Genomic DNA, 20,339 nt, shown 5'->3' with positions numbered 1-20,339 from the left:
CGATCCATGTCGACCATCCAGCCGACCTCCACTCAGACCCCAGAGGGCGCGCAGGCGCTTCAGGACGAGCGCCGAGCCGCTGTCGGCGGTGAGCCGCCGTTCACGCCGGAGCCTGCGACCGTCATCAGCGTTCCGAAGGCGCTTCGAGAGGCGACCATCACGGCGGCGATCGTGGGCCTCCTCACGCTCTTCTTCGTCGCGATCCGCTCCGACATCGCGCCCGGCGGCCTGCTGCTCTACCAGCGCTGGGACCTGTGGCTGACCTTCGTCGCCATCGCCTTCGTTGTTCGCTTCGTACTCAGCCTCGCCCTGTTCCAGCGCAAGGTGTCGCTGCGCTCCGCCACGACGACTAAGAAAGTCGCCGCGCCGGGCCGCAAGATCACGGTCGGCCGGGTGCTCGGCATCCTGTTCCTCGGCGTCGCGCTGTTTCTGCCCTTCATCATCCAAGCGCTCTTCCCGGCGTCCGACCGCTACCTGATCGATCTCGCGATCCTGATCCTGACCTACGTCATGCTCGGGTGGGGCCTGAACATCGTGGTCGGCCTCGCGGGCCTTCTCGACCTCGGCTACGTCGCCTTCTACGCGGTGGGCGCCTACTCCTTCGCGTTGCTCGCCAACAACTTCGAGCTCGGCTTCTGGGTGTGCCTGCCGATGGCGGGCCTCTTCGCGGCGCTCTGGGGTATCGTTCTCGGCTTCCCGGTGCTGCGCTTGCGAGGCGACTACCTCGCGATCGTGACGCTCGCCTTCGGCGAAATCATCCGCGTCGTTCTGCTCAACTGGGGTGAGTTCACCGGCGGTCCGAACGGCCTTCTCGGCATTCCGCGTCCGACGCTCTTCGGTTTGGAGTTCGGTCGCGGCGAAGGGTCGTTCTCCGACTTCTTCGGCATCCCCTACGACGCCATCCATCGCTTCATCTTCCTCTACTACATCATCTTGGCACTCGCCCTTCTGACCAACTTCGTAACGCTTCGCCTGCGCCGCCTGCCGGTCGGGCGCGCCTGGGAAGCCCTGCGCGAGGACGAGATCGCCTGCCGCGCGCTGGGCATCAACACCACCAACGTGAAGCTCACCGCGTTTGCCACGGGCGCCATGTTCGGCGGCTTCGCCGGCTCGTTCTTCGCCACCCGTCAGGGCTTCATCTCGCCGGAAAGCTTCACCTTCCTCGAGTCGGCGATCATTCTCGCCATCGTCGTGCTCGGCGGTCTCGGCTCGCAGATCGGTGTCGTCTTCGCGTCGCTGGTGATGATCGGCGGCATCGAGCTGATGCGAAACCTGACCTTCATCCAAGACATCCTCGGATCGGACTTCGACCCCTCGCGCTACCGCATGGTGCTGTTCGGCGTCGCCATGGTCGCGATCATGGTGTGGAAGCCGCGCGGCCTCGTGTCCTCGCGCCAGCCATCCGCCGTCTACAAGGAACGCAAGAGCATCGGCGCCGACATGGTCGCACAGGGCGAGGGCCACTGAACCCATGACGATCCAGACCTCCGCCCCCCTTGCCGCCGGTCGCTGGACCAGCGACCCGGTGCTCACCGTCGAGCATCTGACGATGCGCTTCGGCGGCCTCGTCGCCATCAACGATCTGAGCTTCTCGGTCGGACGCGGCGACATCACCGCCCTGATCGGCCCGAACGGCGCCGGCAAGACCACCGTCTTCAACTGCGTCACCGGCTTCTACAAGCCGACCGAGGGGCGTATCGCCCTGCGGCGTGGCCGGGGCATCGGCAACGATGCGCTGGCCGAGCTGACGCGCGGCGGCGCCAAGAGCCTGAAGACCGGCGAAGGCGAAATCTTCCTTCTCGAGCGCATGCCGGACTTCAAGATCACCGAGGTCGCGGGCGTCGCGCGCACCTTCCAGAACATCCGCCTCTTCGGCGGCATGACCGTGTTCGAGAACCTCCTCGTCGCCCAGCACAACAAGCTGATGGCGGCATCGGGCTTCACGATCGCCGGCCTGCTCGGGCTTCCGGGCTATCGCCGCGCCAAGGAGGCCGCGCAGGACCGCGCGGTGGACTGGCTTCGGCGCACGGCGCTTCTGGACCGTGCCGACGATCCGGCCGCCGACCTGTCCTACGGCGACCAGCGCCGCCTCGAGATCGCGCGCGCCATGTGCACCGATCCGGTGCTTCTGTGCCTCGACGAGCCCGCCGCCGGCCTGAACCCGCGGGAGTCGGCCGAGTTGAATGCGCTCCTGCGCTCGATCCGCGACGAGTTCGACACCTCGATCCTGTTGATCGAGCACGACATGGGCGTCGTCATGGAGATCTCGGACCACATCGTCGTGCTCGACTACGGCAAGAAGATCTCGGACGGCACCGCCCACGAGGTTCGCAACGACCCACGCGTGATCGCGGCCTATCTCGGCGTCGACGATGAGGAGGTCGAAGCGGTCGAGGAGAAGCTGGAGCGCGGGGACGTCGATGGCGCGATCGCCGAGGCCCATGTCGCGGAAGGAGATGCCCGATGAGCGCGCTCGCCACGCCGGTCGCTCCGGCGACCGCCCAGCCGCTTCTGTCGATCCGCGGCGTCGAGACCTTCTACGGCAAGATCCAGGCGCTGAAGGGCGTCGATCTTGACGTCGGCGACGGCGAGATCGTCACGCTGATCGGTGCCAACGGCGCCGGCAAGTCGACGCTGATGATGACGATTTGCGGCAACCCGCGCGCGCGCGCCGGCCGCATCGTCTATGCCGGCGAGGACATCGCCCAGCTCCCGACCCATGACATCATGACCCGTCGGATCGCCCAGTCCCCCGAGGGCCGGCGTATCTTCGGACGCATGACGGTCATGGAAAACCTGCAGATGGGGACGACGCTCGTCGGCCAGGACCATTTCGACGAGGACATCCGCCGGATTTTCGACCTGTTCCCGCGCCTCAAGGAGCGCACCACGCAGCGCGGCGGAACGCTTTCGGGCGGCGAGCAGCAGATGCTGGCGATCGCCCGGGCGCTGATGGGCCGCCCTCGCCTGCTGCTGCTGGACGAGCCGTCGCTCGGCCTTGCCCCGATCATCGTGAAGCAGATTTTCGAGGTGATCCGCGAGCTCAACCGCAACGAGGGGCTGACCGTCTTCCTGGTCGAGCAGAACGCCTTCCATGCGCTGCGCCTCGCCCATCGCGGCTACGTCATGGTCAATGGCCGCATCACCATGAGCGGCACGGGCCGCGAGCTCCTGGCGCGCGAGGAAGTACGCTCCGCCTATCTCGAGGGAGGACATCACTGATGGAACGCGAGATGGCCCTCCTGTGGGAGGTTTCAGCGGTCGAGTTCGTGGTCGTGACCCTCGTGATCGGTGGCCTGCTCGCCTTCGCGGTCGGCCGGGCGACGGCGCGCGGATGGGACGGCTGGGGGCTTATGGTCTTCTACATCCTGCTCCTGACGGCCGCGATTCGCTTCCTTCACTTCTCCTTGTTCAACGGGACGTTCTTTCTGCCGTTTTCCACCGTCGGCACCGCGCTGCACTACGGTCTCGTCGACTTCGTCGCGCTATTGGCCCTGGCGGCCGTGGGTCGGCAGACGACGCGAAGCGCGCAGATGCGGGGGCAGTACCGGTTCCTTAGCACAAGCAGTGGGCATTCTGCCTGAACGGCGCGAAGGCGTGCAGAAACTTGCCGGGATAGCGACGAAGCCTATGGCGGGATTGCGCGAATCCGTCTTTACTCGGTTTCGAGCGCCGGCCTGAACCGGTTGCCGCCATGCACGGCCGAAGCGGCCGGACAACAGGGGAAACGTTCGATGAAGAAACTGCTTCTGGCCGGTGTGGCCCTCAACATGATGCTGTCCGGGGCCGCGCTCGCCGACATCACGATCGGCGTCGCCGGTCCGATGACGGGCCAGAACGCCGCCTTCGGCGAGCAGCTCCGCATCGGCGCCGAGCAGGCCATTGCCGACATCAACAAGGCCGGCGGCGTCAACGGCGAGATGCTGAAGCTCTCGATCGGCGACGACGCATGCGATCCGAAGCAGGCCGTCGCGGTCGCCAACCAGTTCGCCTCGCAGGGCGTGTCATTTGTCGCCGGCCACTTCTGCTCGGGCTCCTCGATCCCGGCCAGCCAGGTCTATGCCGAGGAAGGCATCATCGAGATTTCGCCGGCCTCCACCAACCCGGACTACACCGACAAGCGCCCCGGTCCCGGCATCTACCGCGTTTGCGGTCGCGACGACCAGCAGGGCGAGGTCGCGGGCGGCTACATCGCCGACAAGTTCAAGGGTCAGGCGGTTGCCGTGCTCGACGACAAGTCGGCTTACGGCAAGGGCCTTGCCGACCAGACCATGAAGTTCATGGAAGCGGGCGGCGTGAAGCCGGCTGTGACCGAGTCCTACACGGTCGGCGAGAAGGACTTCTCCTCGCTCATCACCCGCATGAAGCAGGCCGACGTGAAGCTGATCTACATCGGCGGCTACCAGACCGAGGCGGGCCTCATCGCCCGTCAGGCCAAGGAGCAGGGCCTGAACGCCAAGGTCATGTCGGGCGACGCCATTGTCACCGACGAATACTGGGCGATCACCGGCGACGCCGGCGAGGGCACGCTCATGACGTTCTCGCCCGATCCTCGCAAGAACCCGCAGGCGGCTCCGATCGTCGCGGAGATCGAGAAGTCCGGCAAGACCGCCGAGGGCTACGTTCTCTACACCTACGCCGCGATCCAGGCCTGGGCCGAGGCGGCCAAGAAGGCGCAGTCGACCGAGTTCGAGGCCGTCACCAAGGTTCTGGACTCCGAGGCTCTGCCGACCGTCGTGGGCGACCTGAAGTTCGACGGCAAGGGCGACGTCACGCTGCCGGGCTACGTCATCTACGAGTGGAAGGCCGGCAAGTACGACTACCTGACCGCCGACGCGTCGAAGTAAGCATCGGTCCGGCGGAAGGGCGTCCCTCTTCCGTCGGTCACCGCAACGAAAAGGCCCGGCCGATCTCTCGGCCGGGCCTTTTTACTGGCTGGTCGGTTCGCTCAGTCGCGGATCGCCGCGGCCTTCAGCGCGGGATAGAGCGCCTGATAGCGCTGATGCGCCCTTGCATAGGCTTCCGTCAGCTTCGCGTCCGGCTCGTAGCGAGCGGCGATCGGTGGCTCGGTCATCACCGCGTCGGGGTCGGCGCCCGTCGCCGCGCACAAGCCGAGCCGCGCCGCGCCGAACGCGGCGCCAAAGTCACCCGCGGCCGGCAGCGCGACCGGCGTCTCCAGAACGCTTGCCATGATGCGGAGCCAGAGGCTGGAGCGAGAGCCGGCGCCGACCGCCACGAGCTGGCGAACCCAACCCGTATGCGGGGCGGCGTCGAGGCAGTCGCGCATCGAAAACGCAACGCCCTCCATCACGGCCCGCACCATGTCGGCCCGGCTCGTGTCGGCCGAGAGCCCGACGAAGGCGCCACGCACGGCCGCGTCGTTGTGCGGCGTGCGCTCGCCCGAGAGATAGGGAAGGAACAGAAGCCGTCCCGGCTCGTCGAGCCTGTCGCCGGCCTGTGCGACGAGGTCGCCCGGCTTCTCCTGCAGGAGCTGCGAGAGCCATTCCAGCGACCCTGCGGCCGAGAGCGTCACGCCCATCTGGTGCCAAAGGCCGGGAATGGCATGGCAGAACGTATGGAGCGCTGTTTCGGGCGCCGGATCGTAGCCGGCGCTGGCCGTGAAGAGGACGCCCGACGTGCCGAGCGACAGGAAGCCCGTGCCGGGGCGCGTGACGCCGACACCGCAGGCCGAGGCCGCGTTGTCGCCGCCGCCGCCCGCCACTGCGATGCCGGCCTTGAGACCCCATCGCGAGGCGAGTTCGCCGCGCAGCGTCCCGCTGGTTTCGGTGCCTTCCACCAGCCTCGGCATGGCGGAAAGCGGCAGTCCGGTGCGCTCCAGCATCCGGTTCGACCAGCGACGCTGACCGGTATCGAGCCAGCTCGTTCCGGCCGCGTCCGACATTTCCGAGACCGCCTCGCCGGTCAGCCAGAGACGCAGGTAGTCCTTCGGCAGCAGAACGCGCCGGACCTTGCTGAAGATCTCGGGCTCGTTGCGGGCCACCCAGAGAAGCTTGGGCGCGGTGAAACCGGGGAACACGATGTTCCCGGTGATGCGGCGCGCCTCGTCGTCGTCGAGTTCGGCCGCCTCGGCATGGGAGCGCGTGTCGTTCCACAGGATGCAGGGGCGCAGCACCTGGTCGTCGTCGCCGAGCAGCGTCGCCCCGTGCATGTGGCCCGACAGGCCGATGCCCTCGACGCCTGCCAGCGCGTCCGGCGCCTCGCGGCGCAGGATGGCGATCACGTCCTCGCAGGCCTTGAGCCAGCTGTCGGGCGACTGCTCCGACCAGCCGAAATGCGGGCGCTCGACCGTGAGCGGGACGCTGGCTGTCGCGAGAGGATTCTGGTTCTGGTCGATCACCAGCGCCTTCAGCGACGAGGTGCCGAGATCAAGTCCGAGGTAATGGCCCATACGAGCGCCGGAGCTCCTTCAAGAACGAAGCGGCCCGGCATGCGCGCCGGCCCTCCCACCCCTGGCCTAGCCGCCGCCCCACGCCCTCGCAACCAGCAAGCGGGGTCGAGGCGCCGGTTTTCGCTGCTTCCGGTCTTTGGGCCGGACCGCTAGAAGCTCCCGCAGGTCCTGTCGGCCTGAAGGAGAAGTCATGTCGCGCACCGTCTTCGTCAACGGCGAGTTCGTTCCGGAAGCGGACGCCCGGATTTCGGTCTTCGACCGGGGCTTCCTGTTTGCCGACGCGGTCTACGAGGTGACCGCCGTGATCGGCGGCAAGCTCGTGGACTATGCGGCGCACCAGGCCCGGCTGCGCCGGTCGCTTGCCGAACTCGACATGGCGTCGCCCGCCGGCGACGACGAGTTGCTCGCGCTGCACCGTGAGCTCGTCCGTCGCAACGGCATCGATCTCGGCAGCGTCTACCTGCAGGTGTCGCGCGGAGCGGCGGACCGCGACTTCATCTGGCCACCGGCGGAGACGGGTCCGGGCCTCGTGCTCTTCACGCAGACCCGTGCCTCGCTCGAATCGCCCGAGGCCGAGCGTGGCCTGCGCGTCGCGGTCGCGCCCGATCTTCGCTGGGGCCGCCGTGACATCAAGACCACGCAGCTCCTCTACGCGTCGATGGCGAAGTCGCAGGCTCGCCGCGATGGTTTCGACGATGTCTGGATGACCGAGAACGGATTCGTGACGGAGGGCTCCTCGAACAACGCGTATATCCTCACACAGGACGGGACGATCGTGACGCCTTCGCTGTCGCGCTCGATCCTGCCCGGCATCACCCGCAGCGCCGTGCTGCACGGCGCGGCGGAAGCCGGTCTGGCGATCGAGGAGCGGCCCTTCACGGTGGAGGAGGCGCAGGGCGCGCGCGAAGCGTTCATCACCTCGGCGGGCGCCTTCGTGACCGCTGTGGTCGAGATCGACGGCGTGCGGGTCGGCGACGGGCGGCCGGGCGACCTCGCTCGTCGTCTGCGCCGCGTGTATCTCGACGAGGCGATGCGCACCGCGATCTGACCGACGCTCGACGCCGCTTGCGACACGAGCTAGAGCCCTGATCGCGCCTCAACGCATTCGGGAGTCCCGCGTGACCACTCGCGACATCGTGCATATCGCCCTGTTCGCCGCACTGATGGCCGTACTCGGGGTCTTTCCGGCTCTGAATGTGCCGGTCATCAACGTGCCCATCACCGCCCAGTCCATGGGCGTGATGCTGGCGGGCGGGCTGCTCGGAGCACGGCGCGGTACGCTGGCGATCCTTCTGTTCATGGTGATCGTGCTCGCGGGCCTGCCGCTTCTGTCGGGCGGACGGGGCGGCATCGCGGTCTTGGCCGGCCCGACGGTCGGCTTCTTCCTCGGCTGGCTGCCAGCGGCCTTCGTGACCGGACTTGTCACCGAGCGCTTCCTGCCGCGGCTTCATTTCGTGTCCGCCTTTCTGGCGGCGGCGACCGGCGGCATCCTGGTTCTCTACGCCTGCGGCATCCCCGGCATCTCCGTGGTCACCGGCGCTCCCCTTGCGACCGCCGCTTGGGGGTCGGTGGCCTTCCTGCCGGGAGACCTGATCAAGGCCGCCCTCGCCGCCGCCGTGATGGTCGCCGTATCGAACAGCTACCCGTTGATCGGTCGCCGGTCGGCGCGCCGGATCGGATGATCGAACTCAGCGGTGTCGCGGTGGAGCGCGGCGGCCGACAGGTGCTGCGCGGTCTCGACCTGCATCTGGTCGAGCCGCGCATCGGCATCGTGGGCGCCAACGGCTCCGGCAAGTCCAGCTTCGCGCGCCTTCTGAACGGGCTGCTGCTGCCGAGCGCGGGCCGGGTGCGCGTCTTCGGGCTCGACACCATCGCCGATACGAAGGCGGTGCGCCGGAGCGTCGGCTTCCTGTTCCAGAACCCCGACCATCAGATCGTTTATCCCAGCGTCGCCGAAGATCTGGCGTTCGGCCTGCGAAACCGGGGGGTTCCGAAGCCGGAAATCGCCGCCAGGGTTGCCGCAATGCTCGATCGCTTCGGACTGTCGGGCTTCGAAGACCGCCTGACGCACGAGTTGTCGGGGGGCGAACGGCAACTCGTGGCGCTGGCGGGCATCCTGGTTCTGGAGCCCCGCCTTCTGGTTCTCGACGAGCCGACGACGCTGCTCGACCGGCGCAATACGCGCCGCGTGATGGCGGCGGTGGAAGCGGCGGGGCGACCGATCGTGCTCGCGACGCACGACCTCGCGCTTCTGGACGGCTTCGACAGGGTGCTCGTCTTCGACGGGGGACGTCTGGCCTGCGACGCCGGCCCAGCCGAAGCCCTTGCCGCTTATCGCCGGCTGGCCGACGCATGATCGCCGACGTCTACCGACCCGGATCGACGCTGGCGCACCGCTTGCCCGCCGGTGCCAAGCTGGCCGGCCTCGCGCTCGCCGGCACGCTTCTCTTCCTGATTCCGTCCGTATGGCTGTCGCTGGGAGCGCTGGTTCTGTCGGTAGCAGCCACCGCCATGACACTGGGCCGGCGCTCGGCGGGGCGGACCCTTCGAGCCAGCCTGCCGATCGTCGTTCTCGTCGCGGGTTTCCAGCTCTGGTTCGCAGGGCCCATGGCCGCGCTGCTCTTCGGCTCGCGACTGGCCGCGTTGCTGCTCATGGCCGCGCTGGCCGCTGCCACGACGCGGCCGTCCGATATCGCCGATGCGGTCGAGCGTCTGGTCGCGCCCTGCCTGCGCCCGTTCGGCATCGACCCGGCACGGGTCGGCCTGGCCGTCTCACTGGCGATCCGCTTCGTGCCGGTGCTCGCGTCGCTCGCGAGCGAGATCCGCGAGGCGCAGGCGGCTCGAGGTCTCGACCGCTCGGCTATCGCCCTTGCGGTCCCGCTCGTCGTGCGCCTGTTCAAGATGGCCGACGAGATCGCCGAGGCGATCGATGCGCGCAGCTGAGCGCGGACTGTCGAATTCACCGCGACGTCCTTGACCGGAACGCCCCGGCGACCGACCTTGCCCTCATGACATCGATTCGTTCCCTTTGCGTCTACTGCGGCTCCTCTCCGGGCCGCGATCCCTCCTATATCCAAGCGGCGGAAACGCTCGGCACGCTGATGGGCCAGGCCGGCATCCGCCTGATCTACGGCGGCGGCACGCGTGGCATCATGGGTGCCGTTTCGGAAGCGGTGATCCGCGCCGGCGGTCAGGTGACGGGCATCATTCCGCGCTTCCTGATCGACATGGAAGCGACGGCCAGCGAGCTGAAGCGGCTCGACGAACTCGTCGTTACCGAGGACATGCACGAGCGCAAGCACAAGATGTTCGAGCGCTCCGACGCCTTCGTGGCGCTGCCGGGCGGCATCGGCACGCTCGAGGAGCTGGTCGAGATCATGACGTGGAGCCAGCTCGGGCGGCACCGCAAGCCGATCGCGATCGCCAATGTCGGCGGCTTCTGGGATCCGTTCGCGAGCCTTCTCGACCACATGCGCGAGGCCGGCTTCATTCACACCGGCCATATGGTGCGCCCGATCGTGGCGGACCGCGTGGAGGATCTTCTGCCCCTGATCGAAGCCGCCGCACCCGCCAGCGCCGCCGAAGCCGCGCCGGCGGTGATCGAACGCCTCTAGGCTCTCTCTTCCACCGGGATGGACGCGGCGGGCGCGCCGCGTCGCCCGCGCAACATCGCGGCGGTGTAGAGCGCCAGCCCGGCCCAGATAAAGGCGAAGCTGACGCCCTGCCAGAAGCCGAACGGCTCACCGAAGATGAACACAGCGGTCAGGAAGATGAGCGTCGGCGACAGGTACTGAAGAAGGCCGATCGTCGTATAGGGCAAAAGCCGGGCGCCCGCGGCATAGAGGATCAGCGGCACGGCGGTCACGACGCCGGTGCCGACCAGCAGAACCGTATCGACGGTGTCGGCGCCGAAGCGCGTTTCCCCCCGCCCCGAGACATGGAACAGGACCGCCAGCGCCGGTACGAAGAGGATCACGACTTCCAGCAGGAAGCCCTCCGTCGCCTCGAACGGCAACGTCTTGCGAAGCAGGCCATAGAAACCGAAGCTGAGCGCGAGCGCCAGCGACACCCACGGCAGGCCGCCGCTCTCGAACGTGAGGATGCCGACGCCGAAAGTGGCCAACAAGATCGCCGCGCCCTGCAGACGGCTCGGTCGCTCTCCGAGAAAGGCCATGCCGAGGAGCACGTTGATCAATGGGTTGACGTAATAGCCGAGCGCCGCCTCGATGCCGTGCCCGTTGGCGATCGCCCAGATATACACCCCCCAGTTCACCGAGATCAGCGAGGCGGTCAGCGCCGCCATGAGCACGATGCGCGGTCGCAGGAGGCGGGGGAAACGATCGAGGGTCCCCGCCACCGCCAGGATCGCGACCGCAAGCGGAATCGACCACAGAACGCGATGCGCGAGCACCTCCAGCGGCGAGACGTGGGCCAGCCCCTTCAGGTAGATCGGCAGGACGAGACCCCAGATCAGGAACGCCCCCAAGGCGTAGGCAAGGCCACGCCGCGTCTGGCTGGCATCGGGTTCGGGGATCATGCGAAGTCTCGCTCGTCAAAGGTCCGGCGCTGCGCTGGACCTAGCCTATCGCGCGGGGCGGCGACACCCGGATTCCCGCACACCTAGGGCTCGGGCGTATCGTGGTCCGGATGCTGGAACGAGCGGATCTCCTTCATCCAGCTGTCCTGCGTCGAGGCTGCGTCCTCGTCGGTCGTCGAGACCGGGAGCTGCGGCACACGATCGACGTAGGGCAACTTTCCCTCGACACCGAACTGGATCGAGGGCGCCAGATCGCTCGGATCGTCGAAGGCGCCGATGGCCAGCGCGATGCCGTTCGGCGCCTCGTAGGTGAGAGGCGTGCCGCAGGCCGAGCAGAAGCCGCGACGTACATGGCTCGACGACCGGAAGCGCGCCGGCTCGCCCCGAGTCCAGGTCAGCGTCGCCTCCCCGACGTTGAGAAGCGGTGCGTAGAGCGCGCCGAACGCCTTCTGACACATGCGGCAGTGGCAGACCGAGGAGTGGGCGGGCGCGCCTTCCAGGCGGAAGCGGACGGCGCCGCATTGGCATCCGCCGGAGCGGACGGGCTTGTTGTCGAGCGTCATGAGGCGGGCTCCACGGGTCGGAACTGGCGCAGGCGGTCGGTCGCGCGGATGAGCCGATCCAGCGTCCCCGGCTCGGAGAAGGCGTGTCCCGCGTCCTCGACGATCTGGAGTTCCGAGCCCGGCCACGCACGATGCAGGTCAAAGGCGGTGACGGGCGGCGTCACGACGTCGTAGCGCCCTTGGACGATGATGCCGGGGATCCCGGCCAACCGACCGGCCTCCTCGACCAACTGTCCCTCTCGCAGCCACAGATCGTTGACGAAGAAATGGTTCTCGATCCGGGCGAAGGCCACCGCCGCATCGCTGGCGGCGACGCCGGGCGGAAGCGGCAGGCCGGGCGGGCGCGTCGAAACGGTGCGCGCTTCCCAGTCGGTCCAGGCGCGTGCGGCGCGAGCCCGAACCTGCGGATCGGGACTCGTCAGCAACGGATGATACCCCCGGATCGGATCATGGCGGGCGGCGGGGGCGAGCGGGGCGAGGAAGCGTTCCCACTCGTCGGGAAACAAGCGGCTCGCGCCCTCGCGATAATACCAGTCGAGCTCCGCGCGCCGCCCCGTGAAGATGCCGCGCAGCACCATCGCCTCGACGCGATCGGGGTAGGCCTCGCCATAGGCGAGCGCCAGCGTCGAGCCCCACGATCCGCCGAACACCATCCAGCGCTCGATCCGGAAATGAAGCCGCAACCGCTCGATGTCGGCGACGAGATCGGTTGTCGTGTTAGCGTGCAGCGAGCCGAGCGGCGAGGAGCGCCCGCAACCCCGCTGGTCGAACAGGATGATCCGGTAGTGCGCGGGATCGAACAAGCGGCGATGGTTCGGGCTGCTGCCGCTCCCCGGCCCGCCGTGCAGAAACAGGATCGGCTGGCCGGCCGGGTTGCCGCAGCACTCGACATACAACTCGTGCCCCTCGCCCACCGGCAGCCGTTCCGTGCGGAACGGCTGGATGGGCGGGTAGAGCGTGCGCAGCGCGGCACTCACCTCCGCAGCTCCCAGGTCGTGACGCGCTCTCCTGTCGCGGGATCCTTGCCGTCCTTCAGGAGCACGCCCTCGGCGGCGAGTTCATCGCGGATCTGGTCGGCGGCCGCGAAGTCCCGCGCGCGCAGGAGGTCGAGCCGAGCGGCGATCCGACGCTCGACGTCCGCGCCGATCGCCGCTTGTCGAACGGGATCGATGCCGATCAGCCGCAGGCCGGTGAGCGCGCTGGCGGCCTGCCCCGCGTCGAACAGTTCGTGGGTGCGCGCGATCGCGCCGCTCACCGAGAGATCGTCGCGCAGGCAGTCGAGGAACTGGTCGTCGATCACCGCGTCGCTTGTCGCGCCCTCGGCCATCCGCTCCCATCGGTCCAGCTCGCGCACGGCCTCCTCCAGCCGCGCGGCGGTGAAGTCGATCGGCTCGCGGTAGTGCGTCTTCAGCATCGCCAGCCGCACCGCCTCGCCGGGCCAGCTGCGACCGCCGACCTTGTCGGTCTCCAGGACCTCGCGGATCGTATGGAAGTTGCCGAGCGACTTCGACATCTTGCGGCCCTCGACCTGCAGGAAGCCGTTGTGCATCCAGATCTCGGCCATGGCGTGCGTGCCGTGGGCGCAACGCGACTGGGCGATCTCGTTCTCGTGGTGTGGGAAGATGAGGTCGAGCCCGCCGCCATGGATGTCGAAGGTCTGGCCGAGATAGGCTTCGCTCATCACCGAGCACTCGATGTGCCAGCCAGGACGCCCTCGCCCCCACGGGCTCGGCCAACCCGGCTCGTTCTCGTCCGACAGCTTCCAGAGCACGAAGTCGGCCGGATCGCGCTTGTGCGCCTCCACGGCGACGCGCGCGCCCGCCTGCTGGTCGTCGAGGTTGCGACGCGAGAGGGCACCGTAGTCCGGCATGGAGCGAACCGAGAACAGGACCTCGCCCGCCGCCTCGTAGGCATGGCCGCGCTCGATCAGCGACCCGATCATCGAGACCATGTCGGGCCCTCCATCGCCGCGCGGCACCACGAACTCGGTCGCTCGCGGCTCGAAGCTGGGCGCAAGACAGCCTAGCGCAGCAACGTCCCGGTGGAACTGGTCGGCGGTGCGCTCGGTGACGCGACGGATCGCGTCGTTGAGTTCGAGCCCGGGAAAGTCGCGCGCCGCGCGCGCGTTGATCTTGTCGTCGACGTCCGTGATGTTGCGGACGTAGGTGACGTGCGCCGGTCCGTAGAGGTGGCGCAGCAGGCGAAACAGGACGTCGAAGACGATCACCGGACGCGCGTTGCCGATATGGGCCTCGTCGTAGACGGTGGGACCGCAGACATACATGCGCAGCTTCGGATCGCTCGCGCCGTTTCGCCAGTCCAGCGGGCGCAACGCCGCCTTGCGCCGCGTCATGGTGTTGAAGAGCTTCAGGCCCCGATCGCCGTCGTCCACGTAGTCCGTTCCCGCATGCCGCTGTGTCCGGTGTCCGTGCTACAGGCAAACCCGCCGTCCCACAAACCGGACGCGTTCGCTGTCGCGATAAGAATTTGCATCGCGACCAAGACTATATCGCGCTGCAACATGTAGCAGTCACGCAACATGTCGGGACAGCAACCTTTTGTTAAGTATAGATCCCAAGATTGGAAGCATTTCTGCCCCCAATCCGACGCAATGTGACGGCCATTCCCCCCCTACAGGAGAACCCGCATGACCCCTCACGTCACCAAATCGAACGTCACCTTCCGCTCGAAACAAGAGCGCGAGCGCGAAGCCAACCTTCTCGGCAACTACCGGAAGATCGGCATCGCGGCGATTGCAGCCGCCGCCGCCAACCTGTCGCTGCCGGCCAAGCGCAAGACGCCCGCGCTCGCCACGCGCAACGCGGCAGCCAACGGCAACGGCCGCAACTAGCGATCAGCTTCGAAGGCTCAGGAGCAGACTAAGCCCAAGCGCCGCCATGACGACGGCGATTACCGCGTCGAGAACCCGCCATGCGGCCGGTTTCGCGAAAAGCGGCGCGAGCAGGCGCGCGCCGTAGCCCAGGGCGAAGAACCACGTGAACGAGGCCGCCATCGCGCCGAGCGCGAACAGGAGGCGACCGTCGGTGGCGCCGTATCGGGCCGACAAGCTTCCCAAGAGCACCACCGTATCGAGATAAACGTGCGGGTTGAGGAAGGTCAGCGCGAGGCAGGTCGTGACCACGCTTCCCAGCGCCATGTCGCGGCCACCCCGCAGGAGCAGCGCGGCCGGGCGCAAGGCTCGCTTGGAGGCCAACGCCGCATAGCTGAAGAGAAACAGCGCGCCGCCGATCGTCACCCATGCGATCAGTGCCGGCCGGCTGACGATCAGCGAGCCTAAGCCGCCGACGCCGGCCGCGATCAGCACGGCGTCCGACAGGGCGCAGATCAGACAGACCGCCAGCACATGCGATCGCGCGAGCCCTCGCTCCAAGACGAAGGCATTCTGCGCGCCGATCGCCACGATCAGCGCACCACCGGACAGAAATCCGCGCAGCAGAGGGTCGAGCATCGACGCGTCTAGTGGCGTGCGACGTAGGCCGTCAGAAGATCGAGCGCAGCCTGCACGTCGGTCCGGTCGATCATCTCGGCCACCGTGTGGATGTAGCGCGTGCCGACGACGATGCCGATCGCGCGCGCACCGGTCGCGGCCTGCTGAAGCGAGGCGCCGTCCATGCCGCCACCGCCGAGGATCGTGCGCTGCACCGGTATGGATTCCTCCTGGGCGATTCGCTCGAACTCCAGGGTCAGCTCGCGATCGGCGATGAAGGAGCCGTCCTTGAGGTGCAAGCCGGCGCCCTTGCCGAGCTCGGTCGTGCGATCGCGGTCGGGAACGCCCGGCGTGTCGCAGGCGAGCGTGACATCGACGCCGATGCCGACATGGGGTCGCATGCGGTAGGCGACGGTCTTAGCACCACGCAGGCCCACCTCCTCCTGCGAAGTGAAGGCGACGGTCAGTTGGCACCGATGGCCCCGCTTCTCGTCCCGCAGGCGACGGGCCACCTCGAGGCCGAGCCAGCAGGCGATACGGTTGTCGAGGGCCTTGGAGACGATACGCTCGCCCATCTCGACGAGCGGCTCGTCCATGACCACGAAGTCGCCGACCCGCACGTGCTCGCGCGTCGCGGCGCCCATGCCGATGTCGATAAAGAAGTCGGTGGGCTCGGGGACCTTCTTGCGGTCTTCTGGCGCCTGGATGTGGACCGGCTTGCCCTCCGCCATCATGACGCCCTCGTGGTCGCCCCGATCCGTGCAGACGAGAACGCGACGCGAGAAGAGGTTGCGTGGGTCGAAGCCGCCGACCGGCGAGACGTGGATGAATCCCTTCTCGCTCACGTGGCTCACCAGGAAGCCGATCTCGTCCATGTGGCAGGCGAGAAGGATGCGCTCGGGATCCGCCCCCTCGCCCTTTCGCGTGCAGATCAGCGAGCCCATCGCATCGGTCTCGATCTCGTCGAACAGACCCTGCGCTTCCTGTTCGATCAAGGCTCGCACCCGGTGCTCGTGGCCGGGAACGCCCGGGGTCTCGCACAGGCGGCGCAGAAGATCGATGTTCATGGACGGGCTCGTTCAAGGATCGCGCGGAAGCACTTCCTCCTGCACCGCGGGCCCCATGTTGGCAACCGAATTGATCCGGTCCGAAACGGCCACCGCGTCGAACGTGCCGACCGGGACGGGCTCGAGAATGTCGGCCACCGCATCCGGCTCGTAGTCGGCGCAGGCAAGCCACCGGTCCGTATCGGCCGCGGCGACCACCGCGGGCGTGCGGACCAGGATCGCCGCGAGATCCTCGGCGGCGGGAACCGTGAGGATCGCCGCGGTATCGATCTCGCTGCCGTCGCTGGCGAGATAAGTCTCGAGAAGCCCGGCAAAGGCGAGCGGCTCCGGGCCGGCCCCGCGCAGGAACCAAGGCTGGCGTCCGCCGTCCGGCCTGCGCTGCCAGTCGTAGAAGCCGCTCGCGGGAACGAGGCAGCGCCGGTAGCGCAGGGCTCCGCGAAAGCTGTTGCGCGCGGCCGCCGTCTCGGCCTGCGCGGAGTACAGGAGCGGCAGTTGGCTGGGATCGCGGACCCAGCCCGGTATCAGTCCCCATCGGGCGAGCTGGGCGCGACGCTTCGGGCCGCGAGGCGCGGGCATCGCCTCGTGAACGATCAGGATCGGCTGGGTCGGCGCGATGTTGTAGCGCGGCGGAAAGGGCTCAATCGCGTCGAGACCGAAGGCGCGCGCAACCGCGCCGGGACTGGACGTCAGGGTGAAGCGGGGGCACATCCCCCTTCTTGGCGCGGCGTTCGCTCCCGCCGCAAGAAGGAAACGCCATTCATGTCCGCACCACGCCCCATCGTCGGCGTCTCGGTTTGCGTGTTCGACCCGAGCGGCGCAGCGCTTCTCGTGCTGCGGTCGCGCCCGCCGTTCCAGGGCTTGTGGAGCCTGCCGGGGGGACGCGTCGAATGGGGCGAGCGGCTGGAAGCGGCGGCGCGACGCGAGCTCGCGGAAGAAACCGGCATCCACGTCCCGGCGGTCGAGCTGTCGCAGGTCCACGAGGCGATCGACGGGACGGCGCATGCGGTGATCACGGTGTTCCGAACGGGCGACCCGGTATCGGCAAGGCCGCAAGCGAGCGACGATGCGGCGGACGCGCGCTTCTTCGCACGCGCCGAGATCGAGGCCATGGATCGGGCGGGCCAAACCACCGAGGGTCTGGCCGGCGTGATCCGACGCGCTGCGGAGCGATAAGGGCTGAAACCCGGCCGACCAGCGCTCGATCGCGCCACTTTGCCTGTCAACCTTAACGGCGGCGATCGGCTGGGACGGTCCGGTTGCCGTCTTGCATTCTCCTTATTCGAATCGCAATCGTCACTTATGGGATTTCGCGTCAAGTTTCATCAAAGGCGAGCCATCGTCGCGGCGGCGTTAATCGCGACCGGCATGCCGGTGCAGGCGGTTGCGCAGCCCGCGGAGAAGCCCGCGCCGGAGGCTGCCGCGCCGACGGTGCAACCGTCGAATGCCGCCTACATGCAGCCGATGAGTCGCCTCGCGACGATTCTCGGCTCCATGCACTTCCTGCGCACGATCTGCGGAGACGCGGATGCCGCGGTCTGGCGGCAGCGCATGACAGACCTTCTGGACGCGCAGGCGCCCAACGAGGCCGACCGGCGTATCCTCGTCGCGAGCTTCAACCAGGGTTACCGCTCGTTCGCGGCGACCTACCGCAAGTGTACCCCTTCGGCGACGGTCGCCGTGGAAAGGTATCGACGCGAGGGCGCCAACCTTTCACGCGAGATCAGCGCAAGGTACGGGAATTAAAACTTCGTTAAGGCTCCCAAAGCGGGCGTTGCGCGCGCGGCTTCGGGCGAACGGCAAGAGGATAGGTTCGGCATGATCGATCTGCAGGGTTCCGAGCTGGACGAGATGATCGCGGCCGAGAAGAAGCAGGTCGCGACCGAGTATCATGCCGAGGCGTGGGCCGACGGCATCTCCGACGGCATCGAGACCGAAATCCTCGCCGAGACCGCGATCACCACCGCGGTGACGGAACTGGTGCGCCGGCATGGCGAGTCGGAGGTCCTCGAACTTCTCGAGGCGCTACGTCGCCGGGTCGAGTACGGTGAGTTCCGCGCCGACCGCGCCCTTCAGTAGACGGATCGTGACGCTGATCTCCCGGCTGGGGCCGCCGCTCGCCTTCGCCCTTGTGTGCCTTGGCGCATCCAGCCCAGCCTCGGCCTTCTCGCAGATCCCCGACGATGCGAACCCCGCGCCCGCGCGCGAGGGCATCGTCACGGTTCCCCTGCCCCCGGTTCCCGGCGGAACGCCCTCGGCCACCCCTCCGGCACCGGCGGCCCCCGCCGGGGCGGAGACGGTGCCTCCGGCCGCGGCGCCGGGCGACGCAGCGCCCGAGAACGCGGCACCCAGCGTCGAGCCCGATCCCGATGCGGACGACGCCGCGCCCCAGGCTCCGGTGGACGTGCCGCCGGCGCGCATCCTCTACAACGAGGACGAGCTGCCCGTGCCGGTGCGCGACCTGCGCCGCAAGCTGATCGAGATCGCCAAGAGCGGCGACGTCGAGAAGCTGCGTCCCTATATCCAGACGGGTGCCGATCCGACGACCCTGTCGCTGGTCGACGACGGGACCGATCCGATCCAGATCCTGAAGGACGCCTCGGGCGATGGAAACGGTGTCGAGCTCCTGGCGATCCTCCTGGAAACGCTGGAGGCCGGCCACGTCCATGTGGAGGGCGACGGCGCCGACGAGATCTTCGTCTGGCCCTACTTCACGCAGGTCGACCTCTCGAAGCTCACCAACCCGCAACTCGTCGAGCTGTTCGAGCTGGTGACCGCGGGCGACTATCAGCGCATGCTCGCCAACGGCTCCTACGACTTCTACCGACTCGGCATCTCGCCCGAGGGGCGCTTCGAGTTCTTTGTCGCGGGCGACTGAGCGCCGCCCGCCCCGCCCTGGCGATCAATCGAACCGCGCCGGCTCTCCCTGCGCCCGCTCGTCGAGCGCTCCCTCCCACACGACCCGGCGCCCCCGCACGATCGTGCCGACAGGCCAGCCGGTCACCTCGCGCCCGTCATGGGGCGTCCATTGCGAGCGCGACGCGATCCACGCATCCCGGATCGTCTCGCGCCGCTTCAGGTCCACGACCGTCAGGTCGGCGTCGTAGCCGACCGCGAGCCGCCCCTTCGCGCGAAGACCGAAGAGGCGCTGCGGCCCGGCCGAGGTGAGGTCCACGAAGCGCTCGATCGACAGCCGCCCCTTGGCCACGTGGTCGAGCATCACCGGCACCAGCGTCTGCACGCCGGTCATGCCCGACGGCGAGGCCGGATAGGGCTTCGCCTTCTCGTCCAGCGTATGGGGCGCGTGGTCGGAGCCGAGCACGTCGACGATCCCCTGCTCGACGCCGCGCCACACGCCGTCCCGGTGACGGGCCTCGCGCACCGGCGGGTTCATCTGCAGCTTCGTTCCGAGCCGCGCGTAGTCGTCGGCCGTCAGCGTCAGGTGGTGCGGTGTCGCCTCGCAGCTGGCGACCTCCTTGTGGCCGGCCAGAAAGTCGATCTCCTCCGCGGTCGAGATATGGAGGACGTGGATGCGCGCACCGGTCTCGCGGGCGATGCCGACAAGGCGACGCGTGCAGTTGAGCGCTGCTTCCACGTCGCGCCAGACGGGGTGCGAGGCCGGGTCGCCCTCAATCCGCTCGCCGAGCCGCTCGCGCAAGCGGAACTCGTCCTCGGAATGGAAGGCGGCGCGACGGTGCGTGTTGCGCAGGATGGACCGCACCCCCTCGTCGTCCTCGACCAGAAGCGAGCCGGTGCTCGATCCCATGAAGACCTTGATGCCGGCCGCGCCCGGCAGGCGCTCCAGTTCGGCGACATCGGCCGCGTTCTCGCGCGTGCCTCCGACCCAGAAGGCAAAATCGCAGTGCATCCGGTGACGGCCCCGCGCGATCTTGTCGGCAAGCCGCGCCTCGTCGGTGGTCAGCGGATCGGTGTTGGGCATCTCGAAGACGCAGGTCACGCCGCCCATCACGGCGGCGAGCGAACCGGTCTCCAGGTCCTCCTTGTGGGTCGGGCCAGGCTCGCGAAAATGGACCTGGCTGTCGATCACGCCCGGCAGGACGTGCAAGCCGGTGCAGTCGACGGTCTCGCCGGCCGCACCATCGGGGATCGACCCGATCGCGGCGATGCGTCCGTCTCGGATGCCGATGTCGCGGATGCCGACGCCGTCCTGGTTCACCACCGTGCCGCCGCGCAGCACGCGTTCGAAGGATTGCGCCATATCGGCTCCCGATGCTTGCTTCCTGTTCGCGATCCGGCAGATATCCGGCTCTGACCGGCGCGTCCATCGCGAGCCCTTCGCGATCCGTGCCCTTGACTG

At 68.1% G+C, this 20,339-nt stretch carries 24 protein-coding genes; 15 read left to right on the top strand and 9 right to left on the bottom strand.

The features are described 5' to 3' along the window. The first annotated feature begins 6 nt into the window (after positions 1-6). The 5 genes from livM to BLQ76_RS02550 all read left to right on the top strand — a co-directional run bounded on the left by livM (position 7) and on the right by BLQ76_RS02550 (position 4,847). On the top strand, positions 7-1,467 hold the full coding sequence (gene livM, locus BLQ76_RS02570) for a high-affinity branched-chain amino acid ABC transporter permease LivM (protein WP_090668386.1): 1,461 nt from the start codon (positions 7-9) through the stop codon (positions 1,465-1,467). A 4-nt stretch (positions 1,468-1,471) separates the two neighbouring features. Beyond that, positions 1,472-2,467, top strand: coding sequence for an ABC transporter ATP-binding protein (locus BLQ76_RS02565; RefSeq protein WP_090668383.1), 996 nt, complete (start codon positions 1,472-1,474; stop codon positions 2,465-2,467). Continuing rightward, a complete protein-coding gene (locus BLQ76_RS02560; protein ID WP_090668380.1) occupies positions 2,464-3,222 on the top strand; it encodes an ABC transporter ATP-binding protein in 759 nt (252 codons plus the stop codon). Before BLQ76_RS02565 ends, BLQ76_RS02560 begins: the two co-directional genes overlap by 4 nt. After that, a complete protein-coding gene (locus BLQ76_RS02555; RefSeq protein WP_090668377.1) occupies positions 3,222-3,584 on the top strand; it encodes a DUF6867 family protein in 363 nt (120 codons plus the stop codon). The genes BLQ76_RS02560 and BLQ76_RS02555 overlap by 1 nt, the downstream gene beginning before the upstream one ends. Before the next feature lie 150 nt (positions 3,585-3,734). After that, positions 3,735-4,847, top strand: a complete 1,113-nt coding sequence (locus tag BLQ76_RS02550) for a branched-chain amino acid ABC transporter substrate-binding protein (RefSeq protein ID WP_090668374.1) — start codon at positions 3,735-3,737, stop codon at positions 4,845-4,847. A gap of 101 nt (positions 4,848-4,948) precedes the next feature. Here BLQ76_RS02550 and xylB read toward each other — a convergent pair whose 3' ends face one another. Then, a complete protein-coding gene (xylB, locus tag BLQ76_RS02545; protein WP_090668371.1) occupies positions 4,949-6,409 on the bottom strand; it encodes a xylulokinase in 1,461 nt (486 codons plus the stop codon). 190 nt (positions 6,410-6,599) lie between these two features. Between xylB and BLQ76_RS02540 the strand changes: the two genes are divergently transcribed. From BLQ76_RS02540 to BLQ76_RS02520, 5 genes are all read left to right on the top strand, one after another. Further along, a complete protein-coding gene (locus BLQ76_RS02540; protein WP_090668369.1) occupies positions 6,600-7,457 on the top strand; it encodes a D-amino-acid transaminase in 858 nt (285 codons plus the stop codon). Positions 7,458-7,527: 70 nt separating this feature from the next. After that, on the top strand, positions 7,528-8,091 hold the full coding sequence (locus BLQ76_RS02535; RefSeq protein ID WP_090668366.1) for a biotin transporter BioY: 564 nt from the start codon (positions 7,528-7,530) through the stop codon (positions 8,089-8,091). Further along, on the top strand, positions 8,088-8,765 hold the full coding sequence (locus BLQ76_RS02530; protein ID WP_090668363.1) for an energy-coupling factor ABC transporter ATP-binding protein: 678 nt from the start codon (positions 8,088-8,090) through the stop codon (positions 8,763-8,765). The genes BLQ76_RS02535 and BLQ76_RS02530 overlap by 4 nt, the downstream gene beginning before the upstream one ends. Next, positions 8,762-9,352: an energy-coupling factor transporter transmembrane component T family protein gene (locus BLQ76_RS02525; RefSeq protein WP_090668360.1), complete on the top strand. Its 591-nt coding sequence runs from the start codon at positions 8,762-8,764 to the stop codon at positions 9,350-9,352. The genes BLQ76_RS02530 and BLQ76_RS02525 overlap by 4 nt, the downstream gene beginning before the upstream one ends. Positions 9,353-9,417: 65 nt before the next feature. Then, positions 9,418-10,023, top strand: a complete 606-nt coding sequence (locus BLQ76_RS02520; RefSeq protein ID WP_090668357.1) for an LOG family protein — start codon at positions 9,418-9,420, stop codon at positions 10,021-10,023. Here BLQ76_RS02520 and rarD read toward each other — a convergent pair. From rarD to cysS, 4 genes are all read right to left on the bottom strand, one after another. Further along, entirely contained in the window at positions 10,020-10,946 is a 927-nt protein-coding gene (gene rarD, locus BLQ76_RS02515; RefSeq protein ID WP_090668353.1) for an EamA family transporter RarD, read from the bottom strand. The two genes, BLQ76_RS02520 and rarD, sit on opposite strands and share 4 nt — an antisense overlap. Before the next feature lie 83 nt (positions 10,947-11,029). Continuing rightward, positions 11,030-11,509, bottom strand: coding sequence for a GFA family protein (locus BLQ76_RS02510; RefSeq protein ID WP_090668350.1), 480 nt, complete (start codon positions 11,507-11,509; stop codon positions 11,030-11,032). Continuing rightward, positions 11,506-12,486: a prolyl aminopeptidase gene (pip, locus tag BLQ76_RS02505; RefSeq protein ID WP_210184132.1), complete on the bottom strand. Its 981-nt coding sequence runs from the start codon at positions 12,484-12,486 to the stop codon at positions 11,506-11,508. Before pip ends, BLQ76_RS02510 begins: the two co-directional genes overlap by 4 nt. Further along, a complete protein-coding gene (gene cysS / locus BLQ76_RS02500) occupies positions 12,483-13,901 on the bottom strand; it encodes a cysteine--tRNA ligase (protein WP_090668347.1) in 1,419 nt (472 codons plus the stop codon). The genes pip and cysS overlap by 4 nt, the downstream gene beginning before the upstream one ends. Before the next feature lie 255 nt (positions 13,902-14,156). Between cysS and BLQ76_RS02495 the strand changes: the two genes are divergently transcribed. Beyond that, a complete protein-coding gene (locus BLQ76_RS02495) occupies positions 14,157-14,360 on the top strand; it encodes a hypothetical protein (protein ID WP_090668345.1) in 204 nt (67 codons plus the stop codon). A 3-nt stretch (positions 14,361-14,363) separates the two neighbouring features. Here the strand turns inward: BLQ76_RS02495 and BLQ76_RS02490 are convergent, their stop codons facing one another. From BLQ76_RS02490 to BLQ76_RS02480, 3 genes are read right to left on the bottom strand one after another with little or no spacing between them, the layout of a single operon-like run. Next, positions 14,364-14,978, bottom strand: a complete 615-nt coding sequence (locus BLQ76_RS02490) for a LysE/ArgO family amino acid transporter (protein WP_090668342.1) — start codon at positions 14,976-14,978, stop codon at positions 14,364-14,366. An 8-nt stretch (positions 14,979-14,986) separates the two neighbouring features. Then, complete coding sequence (locus BLQ76_RS02485) at positions 14,987-16,024, bottom strand: M42 family metallopeptidase (protein WP_090668339.1); 1,038 nt, start codon at positions 16,022-16,024, stop codon at positions 14,987-14,989. Positions 16,025-16,036: 12 nt separating this feature from the next. Next, positions 16,037-16,732 (bottom strand): SOS response-associated peptidase, encoded by a 696-nt coding sequence (locus BLQ76_RS02480; protein WP_090668337.1) that lies wholly within the window; start codon positions 16,730-16,732, stop codon positions 16,037-16,039. A 51-nt stretch (positions 16,733-16,783) separates the two neighbouring features. Between BLQ76_RS02480 and BLQ76_RS02475 the strand changes: the two genes are divergently transcribed. From BLQ76_RS02475 to BLQ76_RS02460, 4 genes are all read left to right on the top strand, one after another. Then, entirely contained in the window at positions 16,784-17,197 is a 414-nt protein-coding gene (locus BLQ76_RS02475) for an NUDIX domain-containing protein (protein ID WP_090668334.1), read from the top strand. A 126-nt stretch (positions 17,198-17,323) separates the two neighbouring features. After that, on the top strand, positions 17,324-17,767 hold the full coding sequence (locus BLQ76_RS02470) for a TIGR02301 family protein (protein WP_090668332.1): 444 nt from the start codon (positions 17,324-17,326) through the stop codon (positions 17,765-17,767). Between the two features lie 72 nt (positions 17,768-17,839). Next, on the top strand, positions 17,840-18,100 hold the full coding sequence (locus BLQ76_RS02465) for a hypothetical protein (protein ID WP_090668329.1): 261 nt from the start codon (positions 17,840-17,842) through the stop codon (positions 18,098-18,100). 7 nt (positions 18,101-18,107) lie between these two features. After that, positions 18,108-18,899: a hypothetical protein gene (locus BLQ76_RS02460; RefSeq protein ID WP_090668326.1), complete on the top strand. Its 792-nt coding sequence runs from the start codon at positions 18,108-18,110 to the stop codon at positions 18,897-18,899. A gap of 24 nt (positions 18,900-18,923) precedes the next feature. On the opposite strand, the gene BLQ76_RS02455 is transcribed toward BLQ76_RS02460, so the two are convergent. Then, positions 18,924-20,240 (bottom strand): dihydroorotase, encoded by a 1,317-nt coding sequence (locus tag BLQ76_RS02455; RefSeq protein ID WP_090668324.1) that lies wholly within the window; start codon positions 20,238-20,240, stop codon positions 18,924-18,926. Positions 20,241-20,339: the final 99 nt, after the last annotated feature.

Origin of the sequence: Aureimonas jatrophae, assembly GCF_900104035.1 — a bacterium.
Lineage (GTDB): Bacteria > Pseudomonadota > Alphaproteobacteria > Rhizobiales > Rhizobiaceae > Aureimonas > Aureimonas jatrophae.
The sequence above is the reverse complement of the archived record's forward strand: the minus strand, read 5'-3'. Positions and strand labels throughout refer to the sequence as shown.

What these genes read in the sequence shown, in the direction of transcription:
- BLQ76_RS02455 (WP_090668324.1), bottom strand. Translation starts at nt 20,240, where the DNA reads ATGGCGCAATCCTTCGAACGCGTGCTGCGCGGCGGCACGGTGGTGAAC.
- BLQ76_RS02490 (WP_090668342.1), bottom strand. Translation starts at nt 14,978, where the DNA reads ATGCTCGACCCTCTGCTGCGCGGATTTCTGTCCGGTGGTGCGCTGATC.
- BLQ76_RS02470 (WP_090668332.1), top strand. Translation starts at nt 17,324, where the DNA reads ATGGGATTTCGCGTCAAGTTTCATCAAAGGCGAGCCATCGTCGCGGCG.
- BLQ76_RS02565 (WP_090668383.1), top strand. Translation starts at nt 1,472, where the DNA reads ATGACGATCCAGACCTCCGCCCCCCTTGCCGCCGGTCGCTGGACCAGC.
- rarD (WP_090668353.1), bottom strand. Translation starts at nt 10,946, where the DNA reads ATGATCCCCGAACCCGATGCCAGCCAGACGCGGCGTGGCCTTGCCTAC.
- BLQ76_RS02555 (WP_090668377.1), top strand. Translation starts at nt 3,222, where the DNA reads ATGGAACGCGAGATGGCCCTCCTGTGGGAGGTTTCAGCGGTCGAGTTC.
- BLQ76_RS02540 (WP_090668369.1), top strand. Translation starts at nt 6,600, where the DNA reads ATGTCGCGCACCGTCTTCGTCAACGGCGAGTTCGTTCCGGAAGCGGAC.
- BLQ76_RS02525 (WP_090668360.1), top strand. Translation starts at nt 8,762, where the DNA reads ATGATCGCCGACGTCTACCGACCCGGATCGACGCTGGCGCACCGCTTG.
- livM (WP_090668386.1), top strand. Translation starts at nt 7, where the DNA reads ATGTCGACCATCCAGCCGACCTCCACTCAGACCCCAGAGGGCGCGCAG.
- BLQ76_RS02465 (WP_090668329.1), top strand. Translation starts at nt 17,840, where the DNA reads ATGATCGATCTGCAGGGTTCCGAGCTGGACGAGATGATCGCGGCCGAG.
- BLQ76_RS02510 (WP_090668350.1), bottom strand. Translation starts at nt 11,509, where the DNA reads ATGACGCTCGACAACAAGCCCGTCCGCTCCGGCGGATGCCAATGCGGC.
- BLQ76_RS02475 (WP_090668334.1), top strand. Translation starts at nt 16,784, where the DNA reads ATGTCCGCACCACGCCCCATCGTCGGCGTCTCGGTTTGCGTGTTCGAC.
- BLQ76_RS02560 (WP_090668380.1), top strand. Translation starts at nt 2,464, where the DNA reads ATGAGCGCGCTCGCCACGCCGGTCGCTCCGGCGACCGCCCAGCCGCTT.
- BLQ76_RS02530 (WP_090668363.1), top strand. Translation starts at nt 8,088, where the DNA reads ATGATCGAACTCAGCGGTGTCGCGGTGGAGCGCGGCGGCCGACAGGTG.
- BLQ76_RS02520 (WP_090668357.1), top strand. Translation starts at nt 9,418, where the DNA reads ATGACATCGATTCGTTCCCTTTGCGTCTACTGCGGCTCCTCTCCGGGC.
- BLQ76_RS02480 (WP_090668337.1), bottom strand. Translation starts at nt 16,732, where the DNA reads ATGTGCCCCCGCTTCACCCTGACGTCCAGTCCCGGCGCGGTTGCGCGC.
- BLQ76_RS02550 (WP_090668374.1), top strand. Translation starts at nt 3,735, where the DNA reads ATGAAGAAACTGCTTCTGGCCGGTGTGGCCCTCAACATGATGCTGTCC.
- xylB (WP_090668371.1), bottom strand. Translation starts at nt 6,409, where the DNA reads ATGGGCCATTACCTCGGACTTGATCTCGGCACCTCGTCGCTGAAGGCG.
- BLQ76_RS02485 (WP_090668339.1), bottom strand. Translation starts at nt 16,024, where the DNA reads ATGAACATCGATCTTCTGCGCCGCCTGTGCGAGACCCCGGGCGTTCCC.
- BLQ76_RS02495 (WP_090668345.1), top strand. Translation starts at nt 14,157, where the DNA reads ATGACCCCTCACGTCACCAAATCGAACGTCACCTTCCGCTCGAAACAA.